This window comes from Stecheria intestinalis (assembly GCF_009696165.1).
GTDB lineage: Bacteria > Bacillota_I > Bacilli_A > Erysipelotrichales > Erysipelotrichaceae > Bulleidia > Bulleidia intestinalis.
Map to the genome: position 1 here is coordinate 13,470 of NZ_VUMN01000028.1, position 21,692 is coordinate 35,161.

Below are 21,692 nucleotides of genomic sequence, written 5' to 3' on the forward strand. Positions count from 1 at the left end.
AGTCTGATAAGCCGAGTGCCAAGGAGGTTGAAACATGGCAAAGAAACAGTTCAAAGCAGAATCAAAACGGCTTCTGGAATTAATGATCAATTCCATCTATACGAACAAGGAGATATTCTTGCGGGAGCTGATTTCCAATGCAAGCGATGCACTGGATAAGCGGTATTACGAAGGTCTGACCGACGCTTCTAAGAATGTCGATAAGAAAGACCTCTGGATTAAAATTGAGCGGCATCCTGAGAATCGCACCCTTGTCGTTGAAGACAGCGGCATCGGCATGACCAGCGAAGAGCTGGAGAAGAATCTCGGCACCATCGCAAAGTCCGGATCCGCGGAATTCCGGGAAGCACTGGAAAAGAAGGATTCTGACATCGATATCATCGGTCAGTTCGGGGTCGGATTCTACAGTGCCTTCATGGTTGCCAAGAAGATCACCGTAGAATCCAGAAGTGCGAACAGCGACAAGGCATATTCCTGGGTTTCTTCCGGTGAAGACGGATATACGATCTCCGAGATCACAAAGGATACCATCGGAACGAGAATCACTCTGGAGCTGAAGGATGATACGGATGATGTGAAGTATTCCGATTATCTCGAAGAGTACAAGATCCGCGAGCTCGTGAAGAAGTACAGCGACTATGTACGCTATCCGATCAGAATGGAAGTCACCAAGAGCGTGCCGGATCCGACCGATGACAAGAAGACCATCGATACGAAGGAAGAAGAGACCTTGAATTCGATGATTCCGCTCTGGAAAAAGAAGAAGAGCGACATCAAGCCGGAAGAATACAATGAGTTCTACAAGAACAAATTCAATGACTGGGAAGATCCGCAGAAGGTTCTTCATTACAGCGTAGAGGGCAATGTCTCTTATACTGCCCTGCTGTTCATCCCGGCAAAGGCTCCTTACAACTTCTACAATACGGACTTCGAACCAGGTCTGCAGCTGTATTCCAAGGGCGTGTTCATCATGAACAAGGCCAAGGATCTGCTGCCGGAGTGCTACCGGTTCGTGACTGGTCTGATTGACTGTGAAGATCTGAACCTGAACATTTCCCGTGAGATCCTGCAGCAGGACAGCCAGGTCAAAGCACTGGCTGCTTCCGTCGACAAGAAGATCACGAACTTCCTTCAGGATATGCTGAAGAATGAACGTTCTGAATATGAGAAGTTCTTTGACAACTTCGGTCTGAATCTGAAGTACAGCATCTATAAGTCCTATGGCATGGACAAAGAGAAGCTGCAGGATCTGCTGCTTTACAAGTCCAGCAAGGAAGGCAAGTATGTCACGCTGAAAGAGTATGCGGACCGGATGCAGGCTGACCAGAAAGCAATCTATTACGCTGCCGGCCAGACTGTTGCGGATATCGAGAAGCTGCCAGCCCTTGAGAAAGTTCGTGACAAGGGCTACGAGATTCTCTACTTCACGGATGCGATTGATGAGTTCGTGATCCGCATGATGCAGAGCTACAATGACAAGCAGTTCAAGTCGATCCAGGATGCAGATCTTGATCTGGATACGGAAGACGAGAAGAAGGCTGCCGAAGAGAAGGCTGCTGCCAGCAAGGATATGCTGACGGCAATGAAGGATGCCCTGGATGGCAAGGTCAAGGAAGTGCGGATCAGCTCCCGTCTGAAGGACGATCCGGTCTGCCTGGTTGCCGATGAAGGCATGTCCATCGAGATGGAGAAAGTTCTGTCTCAGGATCCGAATAACAAAGGCATGAAGGCCGTCAAAATCCTTGAGATCAACCCGGATCATCCGATCTTCCATACGCTGCAGAATGTCTATGCAGCAGATCCGGAGAAGCTCAAGGAGTATGCAGGAGTTCTGTATGATCAGGCATGTCTGATTGAAGGACTGCAGATTGAGGATCCGGTCTCCTATGCGAAGAAGATCAGCGAACTCATGGTAGCTGCTGCGAAGGATTATCCGGAAGCACCGGAAAAGCCTGCCGAAGAAAAGCCGGAAGTGATTGATGCAGAAAGCACTCCGGCAGAAGACAGCTCCTCTGATTCGAAGGAAGAACAGAAGTAATCCGTTCTCTGACCCGCGGCATTTTCGTGCCCGGGTCTTTCTTTTTCCCGGAAAAATGCTAAGGTAGAACCATAGCTGAGGGCTTTCCATGACTACTGCAATCATTACTGCAATTGCTTTGTTTCTTTCCACCACGGTGGATGACTTCCTGGTTCTGGCAGTGAGTTTCTCTACCAGCAAGGATCGCCATGAGCGCCGGAATATCTGGATCGGTTCCTTTCTCGGAATCTTCCTTGTCTATGTCATCGGCATGGCCGGAGGCTGGGGAATCCAGCAGACCAGCTGGCGCTTCACGCAGGTACTCGGCGTTGCGCCGATCATCCTCGGCTTGCGATATCTGTTCAATTCATTCAATGAACCTTCCCAGGCAGAAGGAAAGCCATTCATGACTTATACCATTCCGCGCGTGCTGATGCTGACGTTTGCGGACAGTGCCGATAACTTTGCAGCATATGTTCCGGTATTCTCAACCATGACTGTAATGGAGCTGCTGATCAGCGGAGTGATCTTCGTCCTGCTCACATTCGTGCTTCTGTATGCTGCGCAGAAGTTCTCGGAACTTCCGGCAGTGCAGGTGACCATCAGAAAATATTCCCGATATCTCGTACCGGGAATCCTGGTCATTCTTGGTGTTCTGATTCTGTTCGGGATCTGACGGCTGATGATTCAGCCGTTTTCTTTTCGGGAATCTGTGCAAGGACAATTGCTCCGAACATCAGCGCACAGCCTGCTAATTCCTTGGCTGACATTGCCTGATGCAGAAACAGGAACCCGGCTAAGACGCTGAATACTGATTCCAGGCTCATCAGGATGCTTGCCACAGAAGGATCGGCATGTTTCTGCCCGAGAATCTGCAGCGTATAGCCTGCTCCGCTTGAAAGGATGCCGGCATAAAGAATCGGTCCTGCTGCCGCAAGGAGGCTGCTGAGATCCGGATGTTCCAGAACGAGCATCGGAATAGTCGTGACAATTCCGACGGTGAAGAACTGAATGCACGACATTCTTGCCCCATCGACTTTCTGGAAAGAATCGATGACAAGAATATGCACTGCAAATGCAATTGCGCACAGGAATACTAAGAAGTCTCCCTGTCTGAGCGACAAGCCTCCCTGCATGCACAGCAGGTAGAGACCGAATGCCGCAATCCCTGCTGAGATCCAGATCCGCGAAGATACCTTTCTGCCAAGCAGAGAAGAAAAGATCGGAACGAGCACGACATACAGAGCGGTGATGAAGCCCGCCTTGCCTACCGTCGTATACTGGATGCCGATCTGCTGCAGCATGCTGGCGGCGGTCAGCGCAAGGCCAACAATGATTCCCGGCTTCAGTGCCCCTTTCCAGTCATTCACGGCCAGTCCGGCAGAATCCAGAAACCGGATGACTGCCAGCAGCACGAAGCCGGCAATCCAGCTTCGCACGCAGGTAAAGGTCCATGGTCCTACGGAATCCATCGCAACGGACTGTGCGACAAAGGCACAGCCCCAGATGAATGCCGTTGCGATCAGCATGAGATTGCCGGTCATCTGCTGTCTTTTCATTGGATTTCCTGCTTTCCAAGTTCTGCTAAAGATCTTCCCGGTCTGCGTCGGAGGTAAATTCATGGTCGAATGTGATCACGGTATACAGTTTCTGAACCTGATTGCTCAGAGCCGAATTGATCCGGTCGGTGATTTCCTGAGAAGAATGTGTGCAGCCAAACGGAATCACCACATCGAAGACCAGATTCGTATGCGTCTGACCATAGACCACCCGGAAATCATGCATGCTCAGCTTCGGATCGATGCTGTGCAGAATGTGCATGACTTCTTCGCGGTAGGCATTAGTCTGGGGATCGGAGATATCAATCGGATCCATGTGCAGCGTCATGAACACATGCGTCTTCTCATAGACTTCGCGTTCTGCCTGGTCGATCACATCATGTGCCTTCAGAAAATCCATTGAGGATTCTACCTCGGCATGTGCAGAGCCGAACTGTCTGCCCGGTCCGTAGTCATGTATCATCATGTCATGAACACCGATGATCTCCGGATGTGAGAGGATCAGCGTACGGATCTTTTCAGTCAGCTCATGGCTTGCCGGCCCGCCAAGCAGCTTGTCGATGATTTCCTTGGCAATGCCATAGCCGGAATAGAAGATGAACAGCGAAACGACGAGACCGGCAATGCCGTCAAACGGAATCGAAGGAATCCAGGCAGAAAGAATCAGGGCAGCCAGAGTTGCGGAGGTCGCAAATACATCATTCATGGAATCCTGACTGGTGGCGATCATCGCAATATTGTTGATGCGCTTGCCGAGGGTCTTGTTGAAGGAGCCCATCCACACCTTGACCAGAATCGAGGCAGCAAGAATGATTACCATCGTCCAGGAGAAATGAACTTCTTCGGGATGGATGATCTTCGTGATTGAAGAGCGGAACAGCTCGAAGCCGACAATCAGAATCACTCCTGAGACAAAGAACGACACAATGTATTCCATGCGGCCGTGTCCGAACGGATGTTCCTGGTCAGCCGGCTTTGCGGCAAGATGATAGCCGAACATGGTCACGAGACAGCTGAGGCAGTCGGATAAGTTATTGAATGCATCGGAAATGATCGCGATGGAATTCGAAAGCAGGCCGATCAGAAACTTCAGCACGAACAGGAACACATTGCAGACAATTCCGGTAATGCTTGAGAGATTTCCGTAAGCCAGTCTTACCTGTTCATTCTGGACATCATCCTTGTTTTTTATAAAGTGCBCTACCAGCCATTCCGTCATAGTTTCCTGCTCCTTGCGAATGTATCTGACTCATTATAAGCGATCTGTCCTTTCTTTTGAGGGGCAAAATGAGAGTCTGTTTCACCCCGTAAGGAATCAGAATCGGACCGAACATCAGCAGAATCATCAGACAGCCCTCTGAAACAGAACAGGATGAAAGACCAGCGAAGCAGGAAGTTACCGCTTCTGGCAGAACGAGCTCCAATACAAGAAGAGAAGCACATGCCAGTGACAGTACCTGCATGGTTTCCCGGACTGCCTTGCGGGAGCTGCACAGCCAGAGAGATGAAACTGCCGCATTCAGCACAGCAAGAACAAGAATCTCCGGAAAGGATTGCTCAAGTCCCGACCCCCGGATCATCCCAGCCTGGATCAGTGCTGAGATCAGAACCTGATTCAGATTCCGGTTCAGCGTTCCGGCAGAATGAAAGAGAAGCGCAGTCAGAAACGAAGCAATTCCGAAAAAGAGTGCAGCCGCAGGATAGCCGGTCACCAGATATGCATATGCAAGGAACAGAAGACTGATGCTGAACTGGAAACGATGATTCTGCCGGATCATTGGGATCACCTCTTTCTGATTCTGATGATAAGCAGAACCGGCAGAAGCACTGTACGCCATACGGTACAGTGCATAAAACGGTATAATAGCAGCATGAAGAAAGATGAAGCAATTGCCAGTGTTCTGATGGTGCAGGAAATCCTGCAGTCGCAATCAGATGAACAGCACAGGATTTCAATGCCGGAACTGTCGGCAGCGCTGGAACTGGAGGGAGTTCCTTCTGGGCGGCGGGTAATCTATGCATGTGTCCAGGCGCTCAAGAACAGAGGAGTTCCGGTCCATTTCAGCCGCAGCGGCGGAAAGCAGGGATACTGGATCGATCATCTGCTGACTCCGGCAGAAGCATTTGTCGTGACTGATCTGATCACCCAGTCTCCTTCCCTGTCTTCTGAAACAGCAGAGCGGCTTTCGGACAGGATCAGGGGATTGCTCAGCGAAGCAGATCAGAAGCTTCTGAAACTGCCGCAGTCGCCTCTTCCGAAGACCGGAAATGATGAGGTGCTGATGACCATTGAGATCCTGCTGAAGGCCATCTCCAGGGGCTCGGCAGCTGAATTCCGGTATTTTGACCGCACGCTGTCAGGCGAACGGAGCTATCGCAGAAACGGAATCTATTACCATATGGTTCCTTATGCCATTGTTTCAGACGCCTCCCGCTACTACTGCATCTTCCGTGATTCTGCGCATCAGGACTTCTCGAACTACCGGATCGACAAGATGGATTCCGTCCAGGACACCGGCATTCCGGAACCGCTGATGCCGTTTGATCTGGAACGCTATCTGCAGTCCTCGTTCCGGATGTATCATGGCACACCGGTCACGATTACCGTGGAATTCGATCTTTCCCTGCTGAATCAGGTGCTGGATCAGTTCGGGCAGGATCTATTGATCTCGAAGGTCACGGATCATACGTTCACCGCCAGCATCCGCTCTGCGGTCACGCCGACCATGATCGGCTGGCTGCTGCAGTTCTATGATAGGATCCGGGTGATCGCTCCGGATTCCCTGATAGAAGAATTCTGCCGCATCGCTGCTTCGATCAATTCGACTTATAATGGAAAAGAACTGGAGGCGTCTCATGGAAGAATCACTGGAACAGAAGCTGGAGAAGCTTCAGAACATCATTGATCAGGGAAAACACATTGTCTTCTTCACCGGTGCAGGCGTATCCACCGACAGCGGCATTCCGGATTTCCGGAGTCAGGATGGTCTTTATCACATGCAGTACAAGTTTCCGCCGGAAGAGATCATCAGCCATCATTTTTTTGAAGAAAACCCGGAGGAATTCTACCGCTTCTACCGGGATAAGATGCTGAATCTGAAGGCAGAGCCCAATGAAACCCATCGCTTCATCGCAGCCTGCGAAGCCGCCGGAAAGTCGCTCGGCGTAGTTACCCAGAATATTGACGGACTGCATCAGAAAGCCGGTTCGAAGCGCGTCTATGAGCTTCATGGGTCCGTGCTGCGCAATTACTGCATGAACTGCGGGAAGTTCTTTCCGGCAGAGACCATCGCCGAAAGTACAGGCGTTCCGCATTGTGATGTCTGCGGAGGCATCATCAAACCGGATGTCGTGCTTTATGAAGAAGGCTTGAGCGAACCGGTCCTGGAAGGAGCTGTTGCGGCAATTCAGAGTGCGGACGTGCTGATCGTGCTCGGCACATCTCTGGTCGTCTATCCGGCAGCGGGACTGATCCGCTACTTTGCGGGCAAGCATCTGGTGCTGATCAACCGCAGCGTGACTCCGTATGATCAGGATGCTGATCTCCTGATCCAGGCAAGTTTCAAGGACGTCTTCCCGCATCTGCACGTTCAGTGAGAATCTGCTATACTGAATGACGTCGAACAAAGAAGAGGACTGATTGATGAATACTTTTTTCGGAATTGCTGCGGTGATTGGCTGGATTGCCCTGCCGATCATTCTGATTATCTGGATCATTGCATTTCTGCGCAAAGCACCAAGCGCAAAGAAGCAGCTGCTCTGGACGCTGATCATCTGTGCTGTGGTAGCGGTCAGCTGCACCTTCGGCATCCGTGCCACCCAGTCTGCGGCCGCTGCTCCTGCCGCTGAAGCAAGTGCTTCTGCAGCAGCAGAATAAACACAATTTCTAAGAGAGTCAGGGTTCAATGATCCTGGCTTTTTCTTTGATGTGTTTCAAAAAAGCTCCGCAGATCGGTAAACCTGCATGCATAGCCTCAGCGAAGACTCCCCCTCAGAATGGATGATGAAAGCGACTCTCGCCCGCATCAGCATCAGGATTTGCTGAGCGTAAAACCCGGAAAATTCATGATCAATGCAGGTTCCCTGCACGATCAGAAAAAAGAGGAAGTCTCCTCTTCCTCTCATTCAGCCTGAATATTTCCGGACCTGCTTTTCAAAGTACTTCTTGCATTCATCATATGGCAGATTCATGGCAACGGACATTTCCGTATAAAGCAGCTTCTCTGCCTTGGCAAGATATTCGCCATCGATGCTGGCAAGCTTCTTGTGATTTTTCAGGCGCTCATGATTGCGCTGATAAGAAGTCTTGATGATGCATACCAGATCATCGAGACTGTCTCCCTTCATCAGAGCAGCATACTGGCTCTTCATATTGGCCGGCTTGCTTTCCAGCGTTTCCATGCAGGATGCGCTGCGGCAGAGCTCATCGATCCGTTCTTTCGAGACAACATCTCTCAGATGCCCGCCTTTATTCGAGACAGGAACCTGCATCGTGACAGAGTTGTCTACGGCCCCGTAGGGCACCAGAACATAGCACATTTCCCCAGTGAAGCTGCTCTTCTGTTTTCCAACGACTCTGCAAACGTCTCTGCGATAGACTACTATGTCATTGATATTATACATGAACGCCTCCCGTACCCTAATCTAGTGAAATTATAGCACTTTTTTCATGCATTTTCCTGTTCTTTCACAAGCAATTTTTCCCGAACGTGAAACGAAAAGCTTTTCCCGGAAAAGCAGGAAAAGCAATGATTGACGGGGTACGATTCAGAGGATCTGAAGGAGGAAGAATTTCAGATAATCGGTTTCCGGAATCGCCGCAATGACCGGATGGTCGGGGGCAGCGTGACGTTCTTCAATGATTCTCAGAGTGACTCCTGCTTCCTGGGCCGAAACTTTCAGGATCTCGCGGAATTCCTCAGTGGGCATGAAGTGGCTGCAGGAGGCCGTCGCAAGATATCCTCCCCTTGGCAGTAAGCGCATTGCCATCGTATTGATCTTCTGATAACCGCTCTTTGCATGCTGGAACGTTCTGCGGCTCTTCGTGAAGGCAGGCGGATCGAGAATGATGAAGTTGTAATGCGCATGTTCCTCGATCAGCCGCGGCAGAAGATCGAAAAGATCTGCCTGCACGAATGACAGCTTGTCTTTCATGCCATTGCGTTCCGCATTGGCTTCTGCCATCTTCAGAGCAGTATCTGAAATATCGACCGCGGTCACGGATGCTGCGCCTCCGGCCGCGGCATTCAAGGCAAAAGAGCCTGTATGCGTGCAGCAGTCGAGCACGTTCTTTCCCCTAGCCAGTTTTCTGACGGCCAGGCGATTGTACTTCTGGTCCAGGAAGAACCCGGTCTTCTGACCATTCTCGACATCGACTTCATATCGGATGCCGTTTTCGGTGATCTCGGTAATCACGGAATCCGGATGAGGTTTTCCTTCCAGATCATACCAGCCTTTATACTGTTCCAGGCCTTCTTTCTTCCGCAGTTCTCCTTCATTGCGTTCATAGAGCCCGCGGATCGATTCTCCGGAAGCCTCGAGGTCATGCACGATCGCCTCATAGATCGTCTTCTTATGCAGATCGGTGCCATACGAAAGCACTTCGCTGACGAGCAGATCGCCATACCGGTCAATGGTAAGACCAGGCAGTCCGTCGGCTTCGCCGTGGACTAAGCGGCAGGCAGAAAAATCATCACCCATGACATCTCTGCGATAGCTGATGGCATAGCCAGCCCGTCGTGCAAAGAATGCTTCATCGAATTTCTCGTTGGCATTATGATCCAGAATCCGGATCCGGATCTTAGATGATCCGGACCAGAAGCCAGTTCCAAGATAGTTCCCCTTCTGCCCGAATACATCGACCAGGGAGCCATTTTCCACTCGTTCCGGATACTGCGTCAGTTCATCTTCATACACCCATGGATGCCCGTTTCTGATAGAAAACTCCTGTTTCTTCGTCACCGTCACCGACGGGAATTCACGTTTCTGTTTCATTGCTGTTTTCTCCGGCAAAATAGTAGCACACGAATCGAGCAAAACAAAGCGCGCATAGAAGGATTAAACGGTATAATGGTCCTCGTTGTGAGGGACCTATGGTATTCAGCAGTCTGACCTTTCTGTTTGCATATCTGCCGATTGTTCTGGCAGTCTATTATCTCGTGCCGATGAGGTGGCGGAACCTCGTTCTGCTGCTTGTCAGCCTGTTTTTCTATGGATGGGGTGAACCGGTATATGTCCTGGTCATGATCTTCTCGATCCTGATGAACTGGATTTTCGGCAATTTCATTTCCCGCTACAGGGATTCTGACCGGAAGAAAGCAAAGCATTTTCTGGTGGGATGCATCGTTGTGAATCTTGCTCTGCTCGGGTTCTTCAAATACTGGGACTTCTTCGCATCCAATCTGAACCATCTCGGGCTTTCGCTTCCGATTCTCAGGCTGAGCCTTCCGATCGGCATCAGTTTCTACACGTTCCAGACCATGTCCTATCCGATCGATCTGTACCGGAAACAGACGGATCCCCAGAAGAGCCTGGTCTCCTTCGGTGCTTATGTCTGCATGTTTCCGCAGCTGATTGCCGGCCCGATCGTGCGTTATGTCGACGTTGCAAAGCAGCTGGATCATCGCACGCTGGGCAGGCAGAGCTTCTATGATGGCACCCGCCGGTTCATCGTCGGCCTGTGCAAGAAAGTGCTGCTGGCAAATAATGCCGGACAGGTCTTCGAGACGATCTCCCATCTGCCGGTCTCTGAGCGTTCCGTGCTCACCGCATGGCTTGGCATCATCCTCTATGCATTCCAGATCTATTTTGATTTCTCCGGATATTCGGATATGGCCATCGGTCTTGGCAAGATGCTCGGCTTTGATTTCCCGGAGAACTTCAATTATCCGTATATTTCCGATTCCATCACGGAATTCTGGCGCAGATGGCATATGACGCTGTCTTTCTGGTTCCGCGATTATGTCTATATTCCGCTTGGCGGAAACCGACATGGTCTGAAGCGCCAGCTGATCAATATCATGATCGTCTGGCTGCTGACCGGCTTCTGGCATGGAGCTTCCTGGAACTTTGTCCTATGGGGAGTCTATTACGGAGTGATTCTGATCATGGAGAAGCTGTTCCTGCTGAAATGGCTGAAGAAGTCGCCAGGCTGGGTACGGCATGTCTATACGATCTTCGTCTTCCTGATCGGCTGGGTGCTGTTTGCCTTCACGGATCTGAATGCGATCGGCGGATATCTTTCCAGTCTGTTCTTCGCTTCAGGAGTGCTGGCAGATGGCCGGGCATGGTTCTATCTCCGTGATAACATGGTTCTTCTGATCGTCAGTACCATTGCATGCACGCCGATCGCAAAGACAGGATGGAACATTCTGAATACAGAAAAAGGAGAAGTGCTGGTGCCGGTGCTGACGGTGGCAGGACTTGCTGTGTGCACCGCCTTCATTGTGGATGCCAGCTACAATCCGTTTCTGTATTTCAGGTTCTGAGGGATGAGCGATGAAGAAGAAAACGATTGAAAATCTGACGATCGGCTGCTTTGCGGCATTCATCGGGATCTTCGGGATCTGGAATGCGTGGGCCCCGAAAGCAGAAGTTTCCTACAACGAAAACCGGACGCTGGCGAAAGCACCGGAGCTCAGTGTTTCTCATATCTTCAGCGGAAAGTTCGATGATGACTTTGAAACATGGTTCAGCGATCACTTCGTGCACCGGGATGCCTGGATTGAGCTGAAGTCCGGAGTGAAGAGAGCTGCCCTGGCAATCGAGAATAACAATGTCTATTATGCCGGAGAACACCGCCTGATCGGGACGTTTCAGGATGTGAATCAGAAGAATCTGGAATCGAACATCGAACAGGTCAGTACCTTTGCGAAGAACAATGACATCAAGATCAACATTCTTCTGGTACCTACCGCTGCCTGGGGTGCTGAAACAGATCTTCCGGGCGGGGCGTGGAATGTGGATCAGGAAGCGCTGCTGAACCAGATCTCTCAGAAGTTCCCGGATCAGAACTTCATCAATTTCACCCAGCACACTGATCCGAGCCCGAGCATGTATTTCCATACCGACCATCATTGGAATGAATCCGGTGCTTATATGGGCTATGCCGCCATCTGCAGAAATGTCCTGAACAAGGACCCGAACCGCTTCACGTATACGCTGGCAAGCGATTCCTTTGAAGGAACGATGTATTCCCGTTCCGGGGCATTCTGGACTAAGCTTGACAGCATCTATACGATCACGCCGGAAAGCGGAGAACAGAATGTCACTGTGAACTATGACAATGAACATACGGAAAACAGTCTCTACAGCAAGGATCGCCTGAATGAAAAAGACAAGTATACTTACTATGTGGATGGCAATCATGCCTATGTTGACATCAGAACTGATGTGACAAACGGCAGGAAAGCCCTGCTGATCAAAGACAGCTATTCCCATATTCTCATTCCGTTTCTGGCAACGGAATACAGCGAGATTGAACTGGTTGATCTGCGTTATTATCACAGTCCGGTCTCCGATCTTCTGAAAGACGATCAGGATGTGTATGTCCTGTATAGTCTTGATAACTTCTGCTCAGATATGAATCTGGCATTCCTGAGGTAATTATGAAACTCGAATTTCGAAAACTCGGTATCAACGGAGAAGGCATCGGCTACCTGGACCGCAAACCCGTATTCTGTCCTGGCGTATTTCCTGGCGAGACTGCAGAAGTGAAGATCACGGAAGATCATGAACGGTATGCGAAAGCAGAACTCGTGAAGCTTCTGAAACGTTCAGACGATCGGATCTCGGCACCGATCTGCCCATATCTGAACCGCTGCGGCGGCTGTCCGCTTCTGCAGATGAAAGCCCCCGCGCAGCTCGCGTACAAGAAACAGCTGCTGGAAGAAGCGCTCTGGAAATACGGGAAGATCAGAAATAAAGTAGTCCGGGAAGTGCATCCATCTCCGCATTCGATGCATTACCGCACTTCCTGCAAGCTGCCAGCCGGAACGATCCGCGGGCATCTTGCGGCCGGCATGTACGAGCCTGGCTCGAATAAATTTGTCGCAATCGGCGAATGCGCAATGCATACACCAGAACTGGATCATGTGAAGAACCAGATTCTGAGCTATGCAGAAGATGCTGGCATCCATGCATTTGAAAATGAACATGGGCTGCGGTATCTGGTGTTAAGAGGCATTGAGGGATCCTTCCAGTGTGCGCTGATCACCGGCAGAGATACGCTGCCGCCTCAGTTCATCGAGCAGGTTTCTTCGATTCCCGGCATGTGCAGCGTCGTCCAGTCTGTCAACGATGCCAGAAAGACACAGACGATCTTCGGAACGGCATCGAAAGTTCTGGCAGGAGATCCGTATATCACGGTTCAGATGAATGGTCTTGCCCTGCGTCTTTCAGCAGAATCCTTCTTCCAGAGAAATGCTGAGCAGGCCTCGGAGCTTTACCGTATGGCGGTTGCCAAGATCGATCCATGCACAACCCTGTTAGAGGCATATTGCGGCGTGGGTGCGATGTCTCTGGCTGCACACGAGAAAGCAGAAGAGATCATCGGCATCGATTCTGTCAGCCAGGCCATCGAGAATGCTGAGGCCAATGCAAAGCTGAATCATATTGAGAATGTTTCGTTCCGGTGCGGAGATGCAGCGGAAGAACTGCAGAAGATCCTGGTCAGGAAACCAGTTGATACGCTGCTGGCAGATCCGCCCCGGTCCGGCATGGAAGACCGGATGCTGGAAACCCTGCTGACTTCCGGGATCCGGAAGATCATCTATGTCTCCTGCAATCCTGCTACGTTAGGCAAGAATCTCGGAGTCCTGAAGCAGGCATACGACGTGCGTACCATCATCCCGTATGACATGTTCCCGAATACCCCTCATATTGAATCCATCACGGTTCTGGAAAAGCGAAATCCGCCCAGAGCAGAAAGAATGCACTGAATCCTCGCAGGAACGCAAACGGAGAAGCGCTCTCCGTTTTTTTATGCAGCTGGCTCATGCGGGCATAACAAAAGGAGAAACTGAGTTCTCCTTCTGTTCCTGATTATTCTCCTTTTTCGAGAGCGAGCGTCTTCGTGGTTAGATCACACACATCAGACGGTCCGTAGTACTGAATTGCGCCCGGATAGGTGTAGCAGGTCTCTGATGCCCATTCTGCACGATGTGCTTCGAAATATCTGAACGGCTTGCCGTCGAGCTCGACAAGTGCCTTGCGGATCACCGGCTTGTCTTCACCATTGCGGCGTTCCATGTTCATCATCTTCGTGATCGGCATGCCGCCGGCAACCCACTGATCAGCCGGCTTCGAGAGATTGGAGATCTTGGACAGATATCCGGTATAACCATACTGGATCAGCATGAATGCGTTATAGCCGAGGGAATAGCAGTAATCTGCATCGAAGTTGGACGGGAATGCACATCTTCCTTCATAGCCAAAGAAGTGATGCTGAGTCTTGAAGGAACCATGATAGGTTCCTGCCTTGCGGCGCTCTTCCAGCTTGTTGGCAACGAGCTCTGCAAACAGCTTCTCAGATTCAATCAGTGAAACCTGAACGTTGCCATGAGGATCGCGTTCCAAAAACAGCTGCTTCTGAATGCCTTCTGGCAGAATCTCGAAGACCTTGAAGGACTTCCCGGTGAGACCCTTGCGGATGAATTCATACTTCTCATTCCAGGAAGGAAGCTCATTGAATGCCTTTGCCTTTTCGCCAGCCAGCAGTTCATTGATCTCAGCAATCAGCGTTCCGAATTCCGGAACGAATTCAACGATTCCTTCCGGAATAATGGCAACACCGAAGTTCATGCCCTTCTCTGCTCTTGTGGCAACAGAGTCTGCGATGTAGTCAGCGATCTGGCTGAGAGACATCTTCTTCGCTGCAACTTCTTCGCCGATGAGGCAGATATTCGGCTGGGTTTCCAGAGCGCACTCCAGAGCGACATGGGAAGCAGATCTGCCCATAACCTTGATGAAGTGCCAGTACTTCTTGGCAGAGTTTGCATCACGCTCGATGTTGCCGATCAGTTCGGAATACGTCTTCGTTGCAGTATCGAAACCGAAGGAGCACTCGATGTCGTCGTTCTTCAGGTCGCCGTCGATAGTCTTCGGGCAGCCGATGACCTGAACACCGCTCTTGTGAGCAGCAAAGTATTCCGCCAGCACTGCGGCGTTCGTATTGGAATCATCGCCGCCGATGATGACAACAGCGGTCAGTCCGTGCTTCTTTGCAGTTGCTTCTGCAGCCTTGAACTGCTCTTCTGTTTCAATCTTCGTACGACCGGAACCGATGATATCGAATCCGCCGGTGTTGCGGTATGCATCGATGAAGGCATCATCGAACTCTACATATTCATCATTAACCAGTCCGCTCGGGCCTCCCTTGAAACCAATCAGCACATTGTCACGGCTGGCTGCCTTGAGGGCATCATATAAACCGCTGATGACGTTATGTCCGCCAGGTGCCTGGCCGCCGGACAGAATGACGCCTACGACCTGCTTCTTGGCAGAGGAAGTATTCGCTCCCTTGACGAAGGTGATTTCCTTCTTGCCATACGTATTCGGGAACAGTGCCTTGATCTTTTCCTGGTCTGCAACAGACTGGGTTGCTTCACCCTCCTGTACGCTGATCTCGGAAACGCCATGTCTCAGCATTCCCGGCAGCTTCGGTTCATACTTGAGTCTTTCTTTCTGAAGCGGTGAAATTTCCATATTCTACTCTCCTTTTCTCCATACAGAATCCTATCAGAAAATCTGCCCTGCCGGTGAACTTTTTACTGCAGAACCGCATACAGGTACGGAATCAGAATCAAAGTCCACCCGGCCAGCAGAAGGGCAAGATGCTTCGGCTCCCGATGCACGGCTGCAAATTCGCGGATCAAGGCACTGGGCCAGTAATACGAAGCTGTTCGGGAACCAATGCCGGTGCACTTCAGGCCTTCTTTCTTGCAGATGCGAAGAGCCCGGTATACGTGATAATCGCTTGTGACGACAGCGGTATATTGATCCCCCGGACAGGTATTCAGAATCTTCATCGAATTGCGGATATTCTCCTCGGTATTCGCTGACTTGTCCTCGATGCGGATCATATCTTCGGGAATGCCATTTGCAATCAGGTAGTCCCGCATCGCTGAGGCTTCCGAAACTGCTTCGTCAGGTCCCTGACCGCCGGAAGGAATCATGACCGGCGGCGTCGGATCCTTGCGATACAGTTCAATGGCTTTATCCAGTCTTCCTGCCAGAAGCTTCGATACCTTTCCGCCCGCGAGAAGTCCGCAGCCCAGGATGATGCAGCAATCGAAGTCCTTCCGGATCGGAAGAATGCCCATGAAGCGCGTATAAAACATGAATGATACAAACACCAGTGAAAAACAAATCACTGACAGTCCGATGAAAAGCAGCGACATCTGGACCTTTGAGATGTTTCCGGCAGTACCAGAAGCTCCAGATGAAAGATATGGCAGCAGAATGAACAGAAAGAAACTCAGTTCACCAGTTCCTACGAGAATTCCCATCAGAAGAGACAGAAGATCTGCAAGCCTCCTGCCCTCTTTACGAATCATCGTGACACCATTGGCAATCAGCATATATGGTACTGCCAGCAGCAGAATAAGAATTCCCGCAGAAATCACTCCGGCCGCAGTCTGTTCCGCCGGCCCGAACAGCGCTGCTGCAAACGGCAGCGAGGAAACCATAGCCAGCATCAGATAGATCGTATTGCGGTAGCGGCTGCGGTCTTGATGCATCGAAACTGCGAGCACAGCCCAGAAAAACAGCGGCACGAACGCTGCCGACGCAAGATTTCTGAAGTATTGTTCAATGGTCATCCTGATCTTCTCCGGTTTTCATGATAGCTCATTCCCGGATATTTCTCATTTCTTTTTCGGCGCTTTCGTTTCATAATAGACTGGCATTGCGGAAGGAAATAGAAAATGCTGATAGATCAGATACCAGAAGAATTGAAGACACTTGCAGATCAGTCTGAAAACGATCTGAAGAATATCTACGGACAGATTGATGAGGTATGCATGTACAATTCCGACCGCATTCTTTCTGCCTTTCTCGAGAATCAGGTTGCTTATACTGATTTTGCCGAGATGAACGGCTACGGAAACTACGATACCGGAAGAGACAAGCTGGAAAAGATCTTCGCAACCGTGCTCGGGTGTGAAGATGCACTGGTGCGGCCGCAGATCATGAGCGGAACCAATGCGCTCTATCTCGCATTTTCCTCGATGCTGAAATACGGAGACACGATGATCTCGCTGACCGGCACTCCTTATGATTCTCTGCAGGAGATGATCGGATTATGCGGAGACTCGACTCAGTCATTGAAAGCAAACGGCGTGAAGTATGAGCAGATCGATCTCGTGAATGACGAATTCAATGAATCTGCGATCATTGAACGTCTGAAGAGCAAAGATGTGAAACTGGCAGAAATCCAGAGGTCCAGAGGCTACTCCCACCGCAAGTCCCTCACGATCGAGAAGATCGGCCATATGATCTCAGAAATCCGCAAAGTCAATCCGGAGGTCATCATCATGGTTGACAACTGCTATGGCGAGCTCGTCGAAAAGCAGGAACCAGGCCATGTCGGAGCGGATCTCGTGGTTGGTTCGCTGATGAAGAATCTCGGCGGCGGCATCGCTTCTACAGGCGGTTACGTTGCCGGAAGAAGTGATCTCATCGAAATGGTCGCTGACCGCCTGACTTCGCCAGGCATCGGCAAGGATCTCGGCGCGGATTTCAATCAGAACAATTCCTTCTTCAAGGGCATCTTCATGGCTCCCAAAGCAGTCAGCAGTGCCTTGAAGACACAGGTCTTTGCAGCTTATATGATGGAGAAGCTCGGGTTCCCCAATGTATCTCCGCGCTATGATGAATTCCGTACCGATATCATTCAGACAGTGGAACTGGGAACCGAGGAGAACCTGGTCAGTTTCACACAGGGAATCCAGGAATCTTCTCCGATTGATTCCTATGTGCATGTGCTGCCCGCTCCGATGCCAGGCTATCCGTTTGATGAAGTCATGGCCTGCGGTGCCTTCACGCAGGGAAGCACAATTGAGCTCAGCGCCGATGCGCCGGTCATTCCTCCTTATACGCTCTATCTGCAAGGCGGCATGACTCCGGAATACGGAAAGCTTTCCATCATGCTGGCACTTGCGAAAATCAGAAACCGAAAATAAGACAGGAAATCTGAATTCCTGCCTTTTCTTTTTCAGATACTTCCGGCCTGTCCGCCATCAATCCGTATAATCGTATTATTGATGTAATCTGCCTGATCGCTGATCAGGAATTTCACCAGGTGGGCAACTTCCTCAGGCTTGCCATACCGCTTCACGAGAATCTTATCGGTTTCTTCTTTCAGAAATTCTGCATCGTAGCCATCCAGTTCGCTCTCGGAACCGATGAATCCCGGTGCAATCGCATTGACATGAATTTCCGGTGCATACTGCATGGCCAGATCATGAGTCAGGGAATTGAGTGCTGCCTTTGAGGCATCATAGTCGATGCACATCGGATAATACGTATTCATGCCATTGGTGGAAGAGATATTGAGGATTCTTCCCCAGCCTGCTTCTTTCATATGCAGAGCTGCCCGCTTTGCGCAGAGGAATGCGCCGATGACATTGACATCCATGGTCCGCCGGAATTCTTCGGCTGTCTTCAGATGAAACAGGTTGGAAAGATCCACCGCAGCATTATTGATCAGAACATCCGTTCCGCCGAACTTCTGATCGATCTCTGAGAACATCTGCTCCACCTCATCCTCACTTGAGACATCAGCCTGGATTGCCATGCAGGAAACGCCATAACGGGAAGAAATTTCATTCTGCAGTTCTTCCGCCTCAAGCGAAGAATGCAGGTAATTGATCACAATCTGATACTGCTCTGCAGCAAGCTCCAGGGCAATTGCCCTTCCGATCCCTCTGGCTCCCCCGGTAATGAGTACTGTTTTCTGCTTCATGATAAAAAAGAGCCTGGAACTCAGGCTCTTGAAGAATACTTTCCGTCAGCAGTCGAAACCAGAATCTTCTCGCCCTGCTCCACGAACTGCGGAACCCGGAGCGTCAGACCTGTATCAGTCGTAGCATCCTTGGTCTGTGTGGACGGAGCACCTTTGATTGCCGGAGAGGTTTCTGCAACGGTGAGCTCAACCTTATCAGGCAGAGATACATCCAGCACGCTGCCATCGAAGAACATCAGGGTGACGTTCATTCCTTCGATCAGGAAGTATTTGCTGAAGCCGACCTTCTCTTCACTCAGCTCATAGGTCTCAAACGTTTCCATATCCATGAAGTAGTAGGTATTATCTGCTTCATAGGAATACTGAACCTGCTTGCGCTCGATCTGCGCTGCTTCGAACTTCGTGGAAGCGTTGAAATTGCGCTCCTGCGTGGAACCGGTCTTCAGGTTCTTCATCTTGGTCTTGAGAATTGCCGCACCTTTGCCCGGCTTGACATGCTGGAAATCGAGGACGACCCACGGATCGCCATCAACCATAACTGTTAATCCTGTTTTAAAATCTCCTGCTTCAATTGCCATATCTTTCCACCTTTTTCAAACGCGTCTGAATTATATCAATTCTCGTTTTACAGTTCAATATCCTTCCTTTGTTTCCCTGCATCAGAAAGCGATATATTCCGCCTCAGGACTCCTGTTTCCTAGAGGACAGATACCAGCAGGAATGAAACCCATCCAGAAAGGTCAGTGCACCAGGAAGCATCTGCGTGACAGCCGGCCAGACATTCAGGTATTCACCTGCAGAAAGGCAGAACATTCCGAACACACCAGCCATCGCCCATTCAGGGCGGATCAGAAACATCACATAAGGAATCACACCGGATACCAGATTCGGCAGCATCGACATCGCGATGAACCGTGCTTTCGTCATATCCTCTGTTCCTTGTACAAACAGCATTCCATGGCTCAGATAAAAATACAGAGATACCTCTTCCCCGGACGGCAAGCAGACCGCCAGCCACGATTAGAATCAGTCCAGAAAGGATTCCTGCTTTCCTTGCCAGCTCCTGCGGGTTTCTGCTTCCTGAAAGGCCACTGTTCCTTCCGGATGATCCCAGCGGGCAAGACGATTCTCATCGCCGTTATAGGTTCCTTTCCAATGCAATCTCATGATTGGGTCTCCTCATTTTTCTGTTTCCGTGAAGATCGGCATCTGTCTTCTCAGATAGGGGATCCATTCGCATCTGAACCCTCTCTTCGAAAAGCAGATGCGGATCTCTGATGATTCCATGTATTCAGTTTACTGATACCCCTATGTAAAGCAAAGCTTATGCAAACTCTCCATCATCCGGAAGGACCCCTATCCGGCTGGCCTTTTCCGTATGAATCGCAATGGCAAGACTGATCAGTTCCGCAATCAGAAAAGCAATCCAGACACCTTGAGTTCCAAGAAAAGGCACCAGGATCAGAACTGATGCAATCGGCGAAATAAAACCCTGAACAACTGCAACTCTCGCCGCGCTGCGCGGACGGAGCGTGCTTTCCATATAGACATTGCATACCGTTGTAATGCCTGCCGCAATATAACCAGGAGAGACGATCCGGATCCCGGGGATACACATGGCGACGAGCTCTTGTGTCGGGTGATCCAGAAAAATGGAGATCAGCATTTCCGGATGTATTTCTGCATAGATGGTGTATGCAGATGCAGAGAAGGCTGCAGTCAGCAATCCCATCCGGAACAGCCGGTGAATCCGATCATGCTTCTTTGCTCCAAGATTCACGGCAATCACGGGCTGAATTGCATTCGAGACACCGGAAAGCGCACAGACGATGACATTGCCAAGATTAGCAATGACTCCATATACTGCAACTGCTGTTTCTCCGGCAAGATTCAGAAGAACGATATTGATGATCAGAACCAGAAACGACCGTGAAAACTCCCGGATAAAGCTTGAGAAACCTGTTATCACGACTTTCTTCAGATAGGCAGGTGAATATCCGCAGCGATTCACCTGCAGAGAAGAATCCTTGCGGAACGTCTGCAGAAATTCAATCAGGAACCCGCAGACCAAACCGATGCCAGTTGCTGCAGAAGCACCTGCCAGCCCGAAAGGAAACACCCATACCAGAAGAAAATCCAGACCGATATTCACGCTGGTAGAGACCAGCGTCGCGATTGCCGAAAGCGCAGGCTTGCCATCATTGCGCATATAAACGTTATAAAACGTCTCCAGACAGTAAAAAGGTGCAAAAGCAAACACATAAAACAGATATCTGTATGACTCTTTATAAAATGATGCTCCATCGCAGAGAGCCCAGGTAATCTGCTCTGCAAACACCATTCCCAGAATCATNATCACGAGGGAAATTCCAGCTAACGTCTTAAATGCGGTGCCATAGTATACTCTGGCTTTTTTCCGGTTTCCCGCTCCGATTTCGTGCGAAAAGAGATTGCTGGAGCCATAGGCAAACATATAGCCAAGCGCATAGAGCAGTCCGGTTACCGGAACGGATACATTCAGTGCTGCGATTCCGCCTTCGCCGATCTTCTGACCGACGCAGATCGTATCAATCAGAAAATTCACAGCGATCAGAAATGCCGCGCTGACTGAAGAAATCAGGTAATGGCCAAATACTTTTCTAAGGTCACCGTCCAGAAGATCTTTTTCATTTAATCGTGTATTCAGAATCAGCTACCTCCCAGAAGCCGCAGAAAAGAATTCTTTCTGTCCTGGAAATTTCTCATCAGTTTCCGAGAGAATGCCTTAAGGTCATCAGTTCCGCATGAAAAGAAGCTTCTCCAGACAAAACCATGCATTCACGCATTGATTCTCATATCATTCCTGCAAAGGCATTATACCACAGTTTCGTGTACCCCGTCTTTTTGAGCAGTTTATGTCTATTATAAAGCCTGAGCAGAAATCATGCTTGCATGTTCACGCAGAGCTGTGGAAGAAGCACGGAAAAGCTCCGGAGTTTTGAACCACATATCATCGAAGCTGTTCAATAGTGGCTTAACAGCCACTATTTTTTCTATTATGAAATCAGGAAGAATCCAGTCCTGATTGAGCTGTCATGAGCATATGAATCTACAATGGTAAGGTCAGGATTACCTGGGTGTATTCCTGGCCTTTCCTGCGTATAGGCATATACCG

21 protein-coding genes are annotated in these 21,692 nt (G+C 50.2%); 9 read left to right on the forward strand and 12 right to left on the reverse strand.

Annotated features, from left to right (window positions below):
• The first annotated feature begins 34 nt into the window (after positions 1-34).
• Both htpG and FYJ51_RS10625 read left to right on the forward strand, forming a co-directional pair.
• A complete protein-coding gene (gene htpG, locus FYJ51_RS10620; RefSeq protein WP_105303243.1) occupies positions 35-2,038 on the forward strand; it encodes a molecular chaperone HtpG in 2,004 nt (667 codons plus the stop codon).
• An 88-nt stretch (positions 2,039-2,126) separates the two neighbouring features.
• Positions 2,127-2,693, forward strand: coding sequence for a cadmium resistance transporter (locus FYJ51_RS10625; RefSeq protein WP_154505541.1), 567 nt, complete (start codon positions 2,127-2,129; stop codon positions 2,691-2,693).
• Here FYJ51_RS10625 and FYJ51_RS10630 read toward each other — a convergent pair.
• The 3 genes from FYJ51_RS10630 to FYJ51_RS13590 are packed head-to-tail and all read right to left on the reverse strand — an operon-like array spanning position 2,659 to position 5,354.
• Positions 2,659-3,576: a DMT family transporter gene (locus FYJ51_RS10630; RefSeq protein WP_154505543.1), complete on the reverse strand. Its 918-nt coding sequence runs from the start codon at positions 3,574-3,576 to the stop codon at positions 2,659-2,661. The genes FYJ51_RS10625 and FYJ51_RS10630 overlap by 35 nt on opposite strands.
• Before the next feature lie 25 nt (positions 3,577-3,601).
• Positions 3,602-4,795, reverse strand: a complete 1,194-nt coding sequence (locus FYJ51_RS10635; protein WP_154505545.1) for a cation diffusion facilitator family transporter — start codon at positions 4,793-4,795, stop codon at positions 3,602-3,604.
• Entirely contained in the window at positions 4,752-5,354 is a 603-nt protein-coding gene (locus FYJ51_RS13590; RefSeq protein WP_205946302.1) for a hypothetical protein, read from the reverse strand. Before FYJ51_RS13590 ends, FYJ51_RS10635 begins: the two co-directional genes overlap by 44 nt.
• Positions 5,355-5,447: 93 nt before the next feature.
• On the opposite strand from FYJ51_RS13590, the gene FYJ51_RS10640 reads away from it, so the two are divergent.
• The 3 genes from FYJ51_RS10640 to FYJ51_RS10650 are packed head-to-tail and all read left to right on the forward strand — an operon-like array spanning position 5,448 to position 7,453.
• On the forward strand, positions 5,448-6,482 hold the full coding sequence (locus tag FYJ51_RS10640) for a helix-turn-helix transcriptional regulator (RefSeq protein ID WP_167836467.1): 1,035 nt from the start codon (positions 5,448-5,450) through the stop codon (positions 6,480-6,482).
• Positions 6,433-7,173, forward strand: coding sequence for an NAD-dependent protein deacylase (locus FYJ51_RS10645; RefSeq protein ID WP_204378567.1), 741 nt, complete (start codon positions 6,433-6,435; stop codon positions 7,171-7,173). The genes FYJ51_RS10640 and FYJ51_RS10645 overlap by 50 nt, the downstream gene beginning before the upstream one ends.
• Positions 7,174-7,219: 46 nt before the next feature.
• A complete protein-coding gene (locus FYJ51_RS10650) occupies positions 7,220-7,453 on the forward strand; it encodes a hypothetical protein (protein ID WP_105303236.1) in 234 nt (77 codons plus the stop codon).
• 248 nt (positions 7,454-7,701) lie between these two features.
• Here the strand turns inward: FYJ51_RS10650 and FYJ51_RS10655 are convergent, their stop codons facing one another.
• Both FYJ51_RS10655 and FYJ51_RS10660 read right to left on the reverse strand, forming a co-directional pair.
• Positions 7,702-8,199: a hypothetical protein gene (locus tag FYJ51_RS10655; protein ID WP_154505549.1), complete on the reverse strand. Its 498-nt coding sequence runs from the start codon at positions 8,197-8,199 to the stop codon at positions 7,702-7,704.
• A 144-nt stretch (positions 8,200-8,343) separates the two neighbouring features.
• Complete coding sequence (locus tag FYJ51_RS10660) at positions 8,344-9,570, reverse strand: class I SAM-dependent rRNA methyltransferase (protein WP_105303234.1); 1,227 nt, start codon at positions 9,568-9,570, stop codon at positions 8,344-8,346.
• 98 nt (positions 9,571-9,668) lie between these two features.
• On the opposite strand from FYJ51_RS10660, the gene FYJ51_RS10665 reads away from it, so the two are divergent.
• Genes FYJ51_RS10665 through rlmD form a run of 3 tightly spaced genes read left to right on the forward strand, consistent with a single transcriptional unit; the run spans position 9,669 to position 13,514 of the window.
• Complete coding sequence (locus FYJ51_RS10665; protein ID WP_154505551.1) at positions 9,669-11,063, forward strand: MBOAT family O-acyltransferase; 1,395 nt, start codon at positions 9,669-9,671, stop codon at positions 11,061-11,063.
• Between the two features lie 10 nt (positions 11,064-11,073).
• Positions 11,074-12,180, forward strand: a complete 1,107-nt coding sequence (locus FYJ51_RS10670; RefSeq protein WP_154505553.1) for a DHHW family protein — start codon at positions 11,074-11,076, stop codon at positions 12,178-12,180.
• A gap of 2 nt (positions 12,181-12,182) precedes the next feature.
• On the forward strand, positions 12,183-13,514 hold the full coding sequence (gene rlmD / locus FYJ51_RS10675; RefSeq protein WP_154505555.1) for a 23S rRNA (uracil(1939)-C(5))-methyltransferase RlmD: 1,332 nt from the start codon (positions 12,183-12,185) through the stop codon (positions 13,512-13,514).
• 103 nt (positions 13,515-13,617) lie between these two features.
• Here rlmD and FYJ51_RS10680 read toward each other — a convergent pair whose 3' ends face one another.
• Together FYJ51_RS10680 and FYJ51_RS10685 are read right to left on the reverse strand one after the other, a co-directional pair.
• Positions 13,618-15,279 (reverse strand): diphosphate--fructose-6-phosphate 1-phosphotransferase, encoded by a 1,662-nt coding sequence (locus FYJ51_RS10680; RefSeq protein ID WP_154505557.1) that lies wholly within the window; start codon positions 15,277-15,279, stop codon positions 13,618-13,620.
• Positions 15,280-15,341: 62 nt separating this feature from the next.
• Complete coding sequence (locus tag FYJ51_RS10685) at positions 15,342-16,394, reverse strand: YdcF family protein (protein ID WP_154505558.1); 1,053 nt, start codon at positions 16,392-16,394, stop codon at positions 15,342-15,344.
• 105 nt (positions 16,395-16,499) lie between these two features.
• On the opposite strand from FYJ51_RS10685, the gene FYJ51_RS10690 reads away from it, so the two are divergent.
• Positions 16,500-17,756, forward strand: coding sequence for a methionine gamma-lyase family protein (locus FYJ51_RS10690; RefSeq protein ID WP_154505559.1), 1,257 nt, complete (start codon positions 16,500-16,502; stop codon positions 17,754-17,756).
• 32 nt (positions 17,757-17,788) lie between these two features.
• Here FYJ51_RS10690 and FYJ51_RS10695 read toward each other — a convergent pair whose 3' ends face one another.
• From FYJ51_RS10695 to FYJ51_RS10715, 5 genes are all read right to left on the reverse strand, one after another.
• Positions 17,789-18,538 (reverse strand): SDR family NAD(P)-dependent oxidoreductase, encoded by a 750-nt coding sequence (locus FYJ51_RS10695; protein WP_105303227.1) that lies wholly within the window; start codon positions 18,536-18,538, stop codon positions 17,789-17,791.
• 20 nt (positions 18,539-18,558) lie between these two features.
• A complete protein-coding gene (efp, locus tag FYJ51_RS10700) occupies positions 18,559-19,116 on the reverse strand; it encodes an elongation factor P (protein WP_105303226.1) in 558 nt (185 codons plus the stop codon).
• A 103-nt stretch (positions 19,117-19,219) separates the two neighbouring features.
• Positions 19,220-19,540, reverse strand: coding sequence for a metalloprotease family protein (locus tag FYJ51_RS10705; RefSeq protein ID WP_268892648.1), 321 nt, complete (start codon positions 19,538-19,540; stop codon positions 19,220-19,222).
• A gap of 24 nt (positions 19,541-19,564) precedes the next feature.
• Positions 19,565-19,705: a hypothetical protein gene (locus FYJ51_RS10710; RefSeq protein ID WP_154505561.1), complete on the reverse strand. Its 141-nt coding sequence runs from the start codon at positions 19,703-19,705 to the stop codon at positions 19,565-19,567.
• A gap of 157 nt (positions 19,706-19,862) precedes the next feature.
• Positions 19,863-21,122: an MATE family efflux transporter gene (locus FYJ51_RS10715; RefSeq protein ID WP_154505562.1), complete on the reverse strand. Its 1,260-nt coding sequence runs from the start codon at positions 21,120-21,122 to the stop codon at positions 19,863-19,865.
• Positions 21,123-21,692 lie beyond the last annotated feature (570 nt).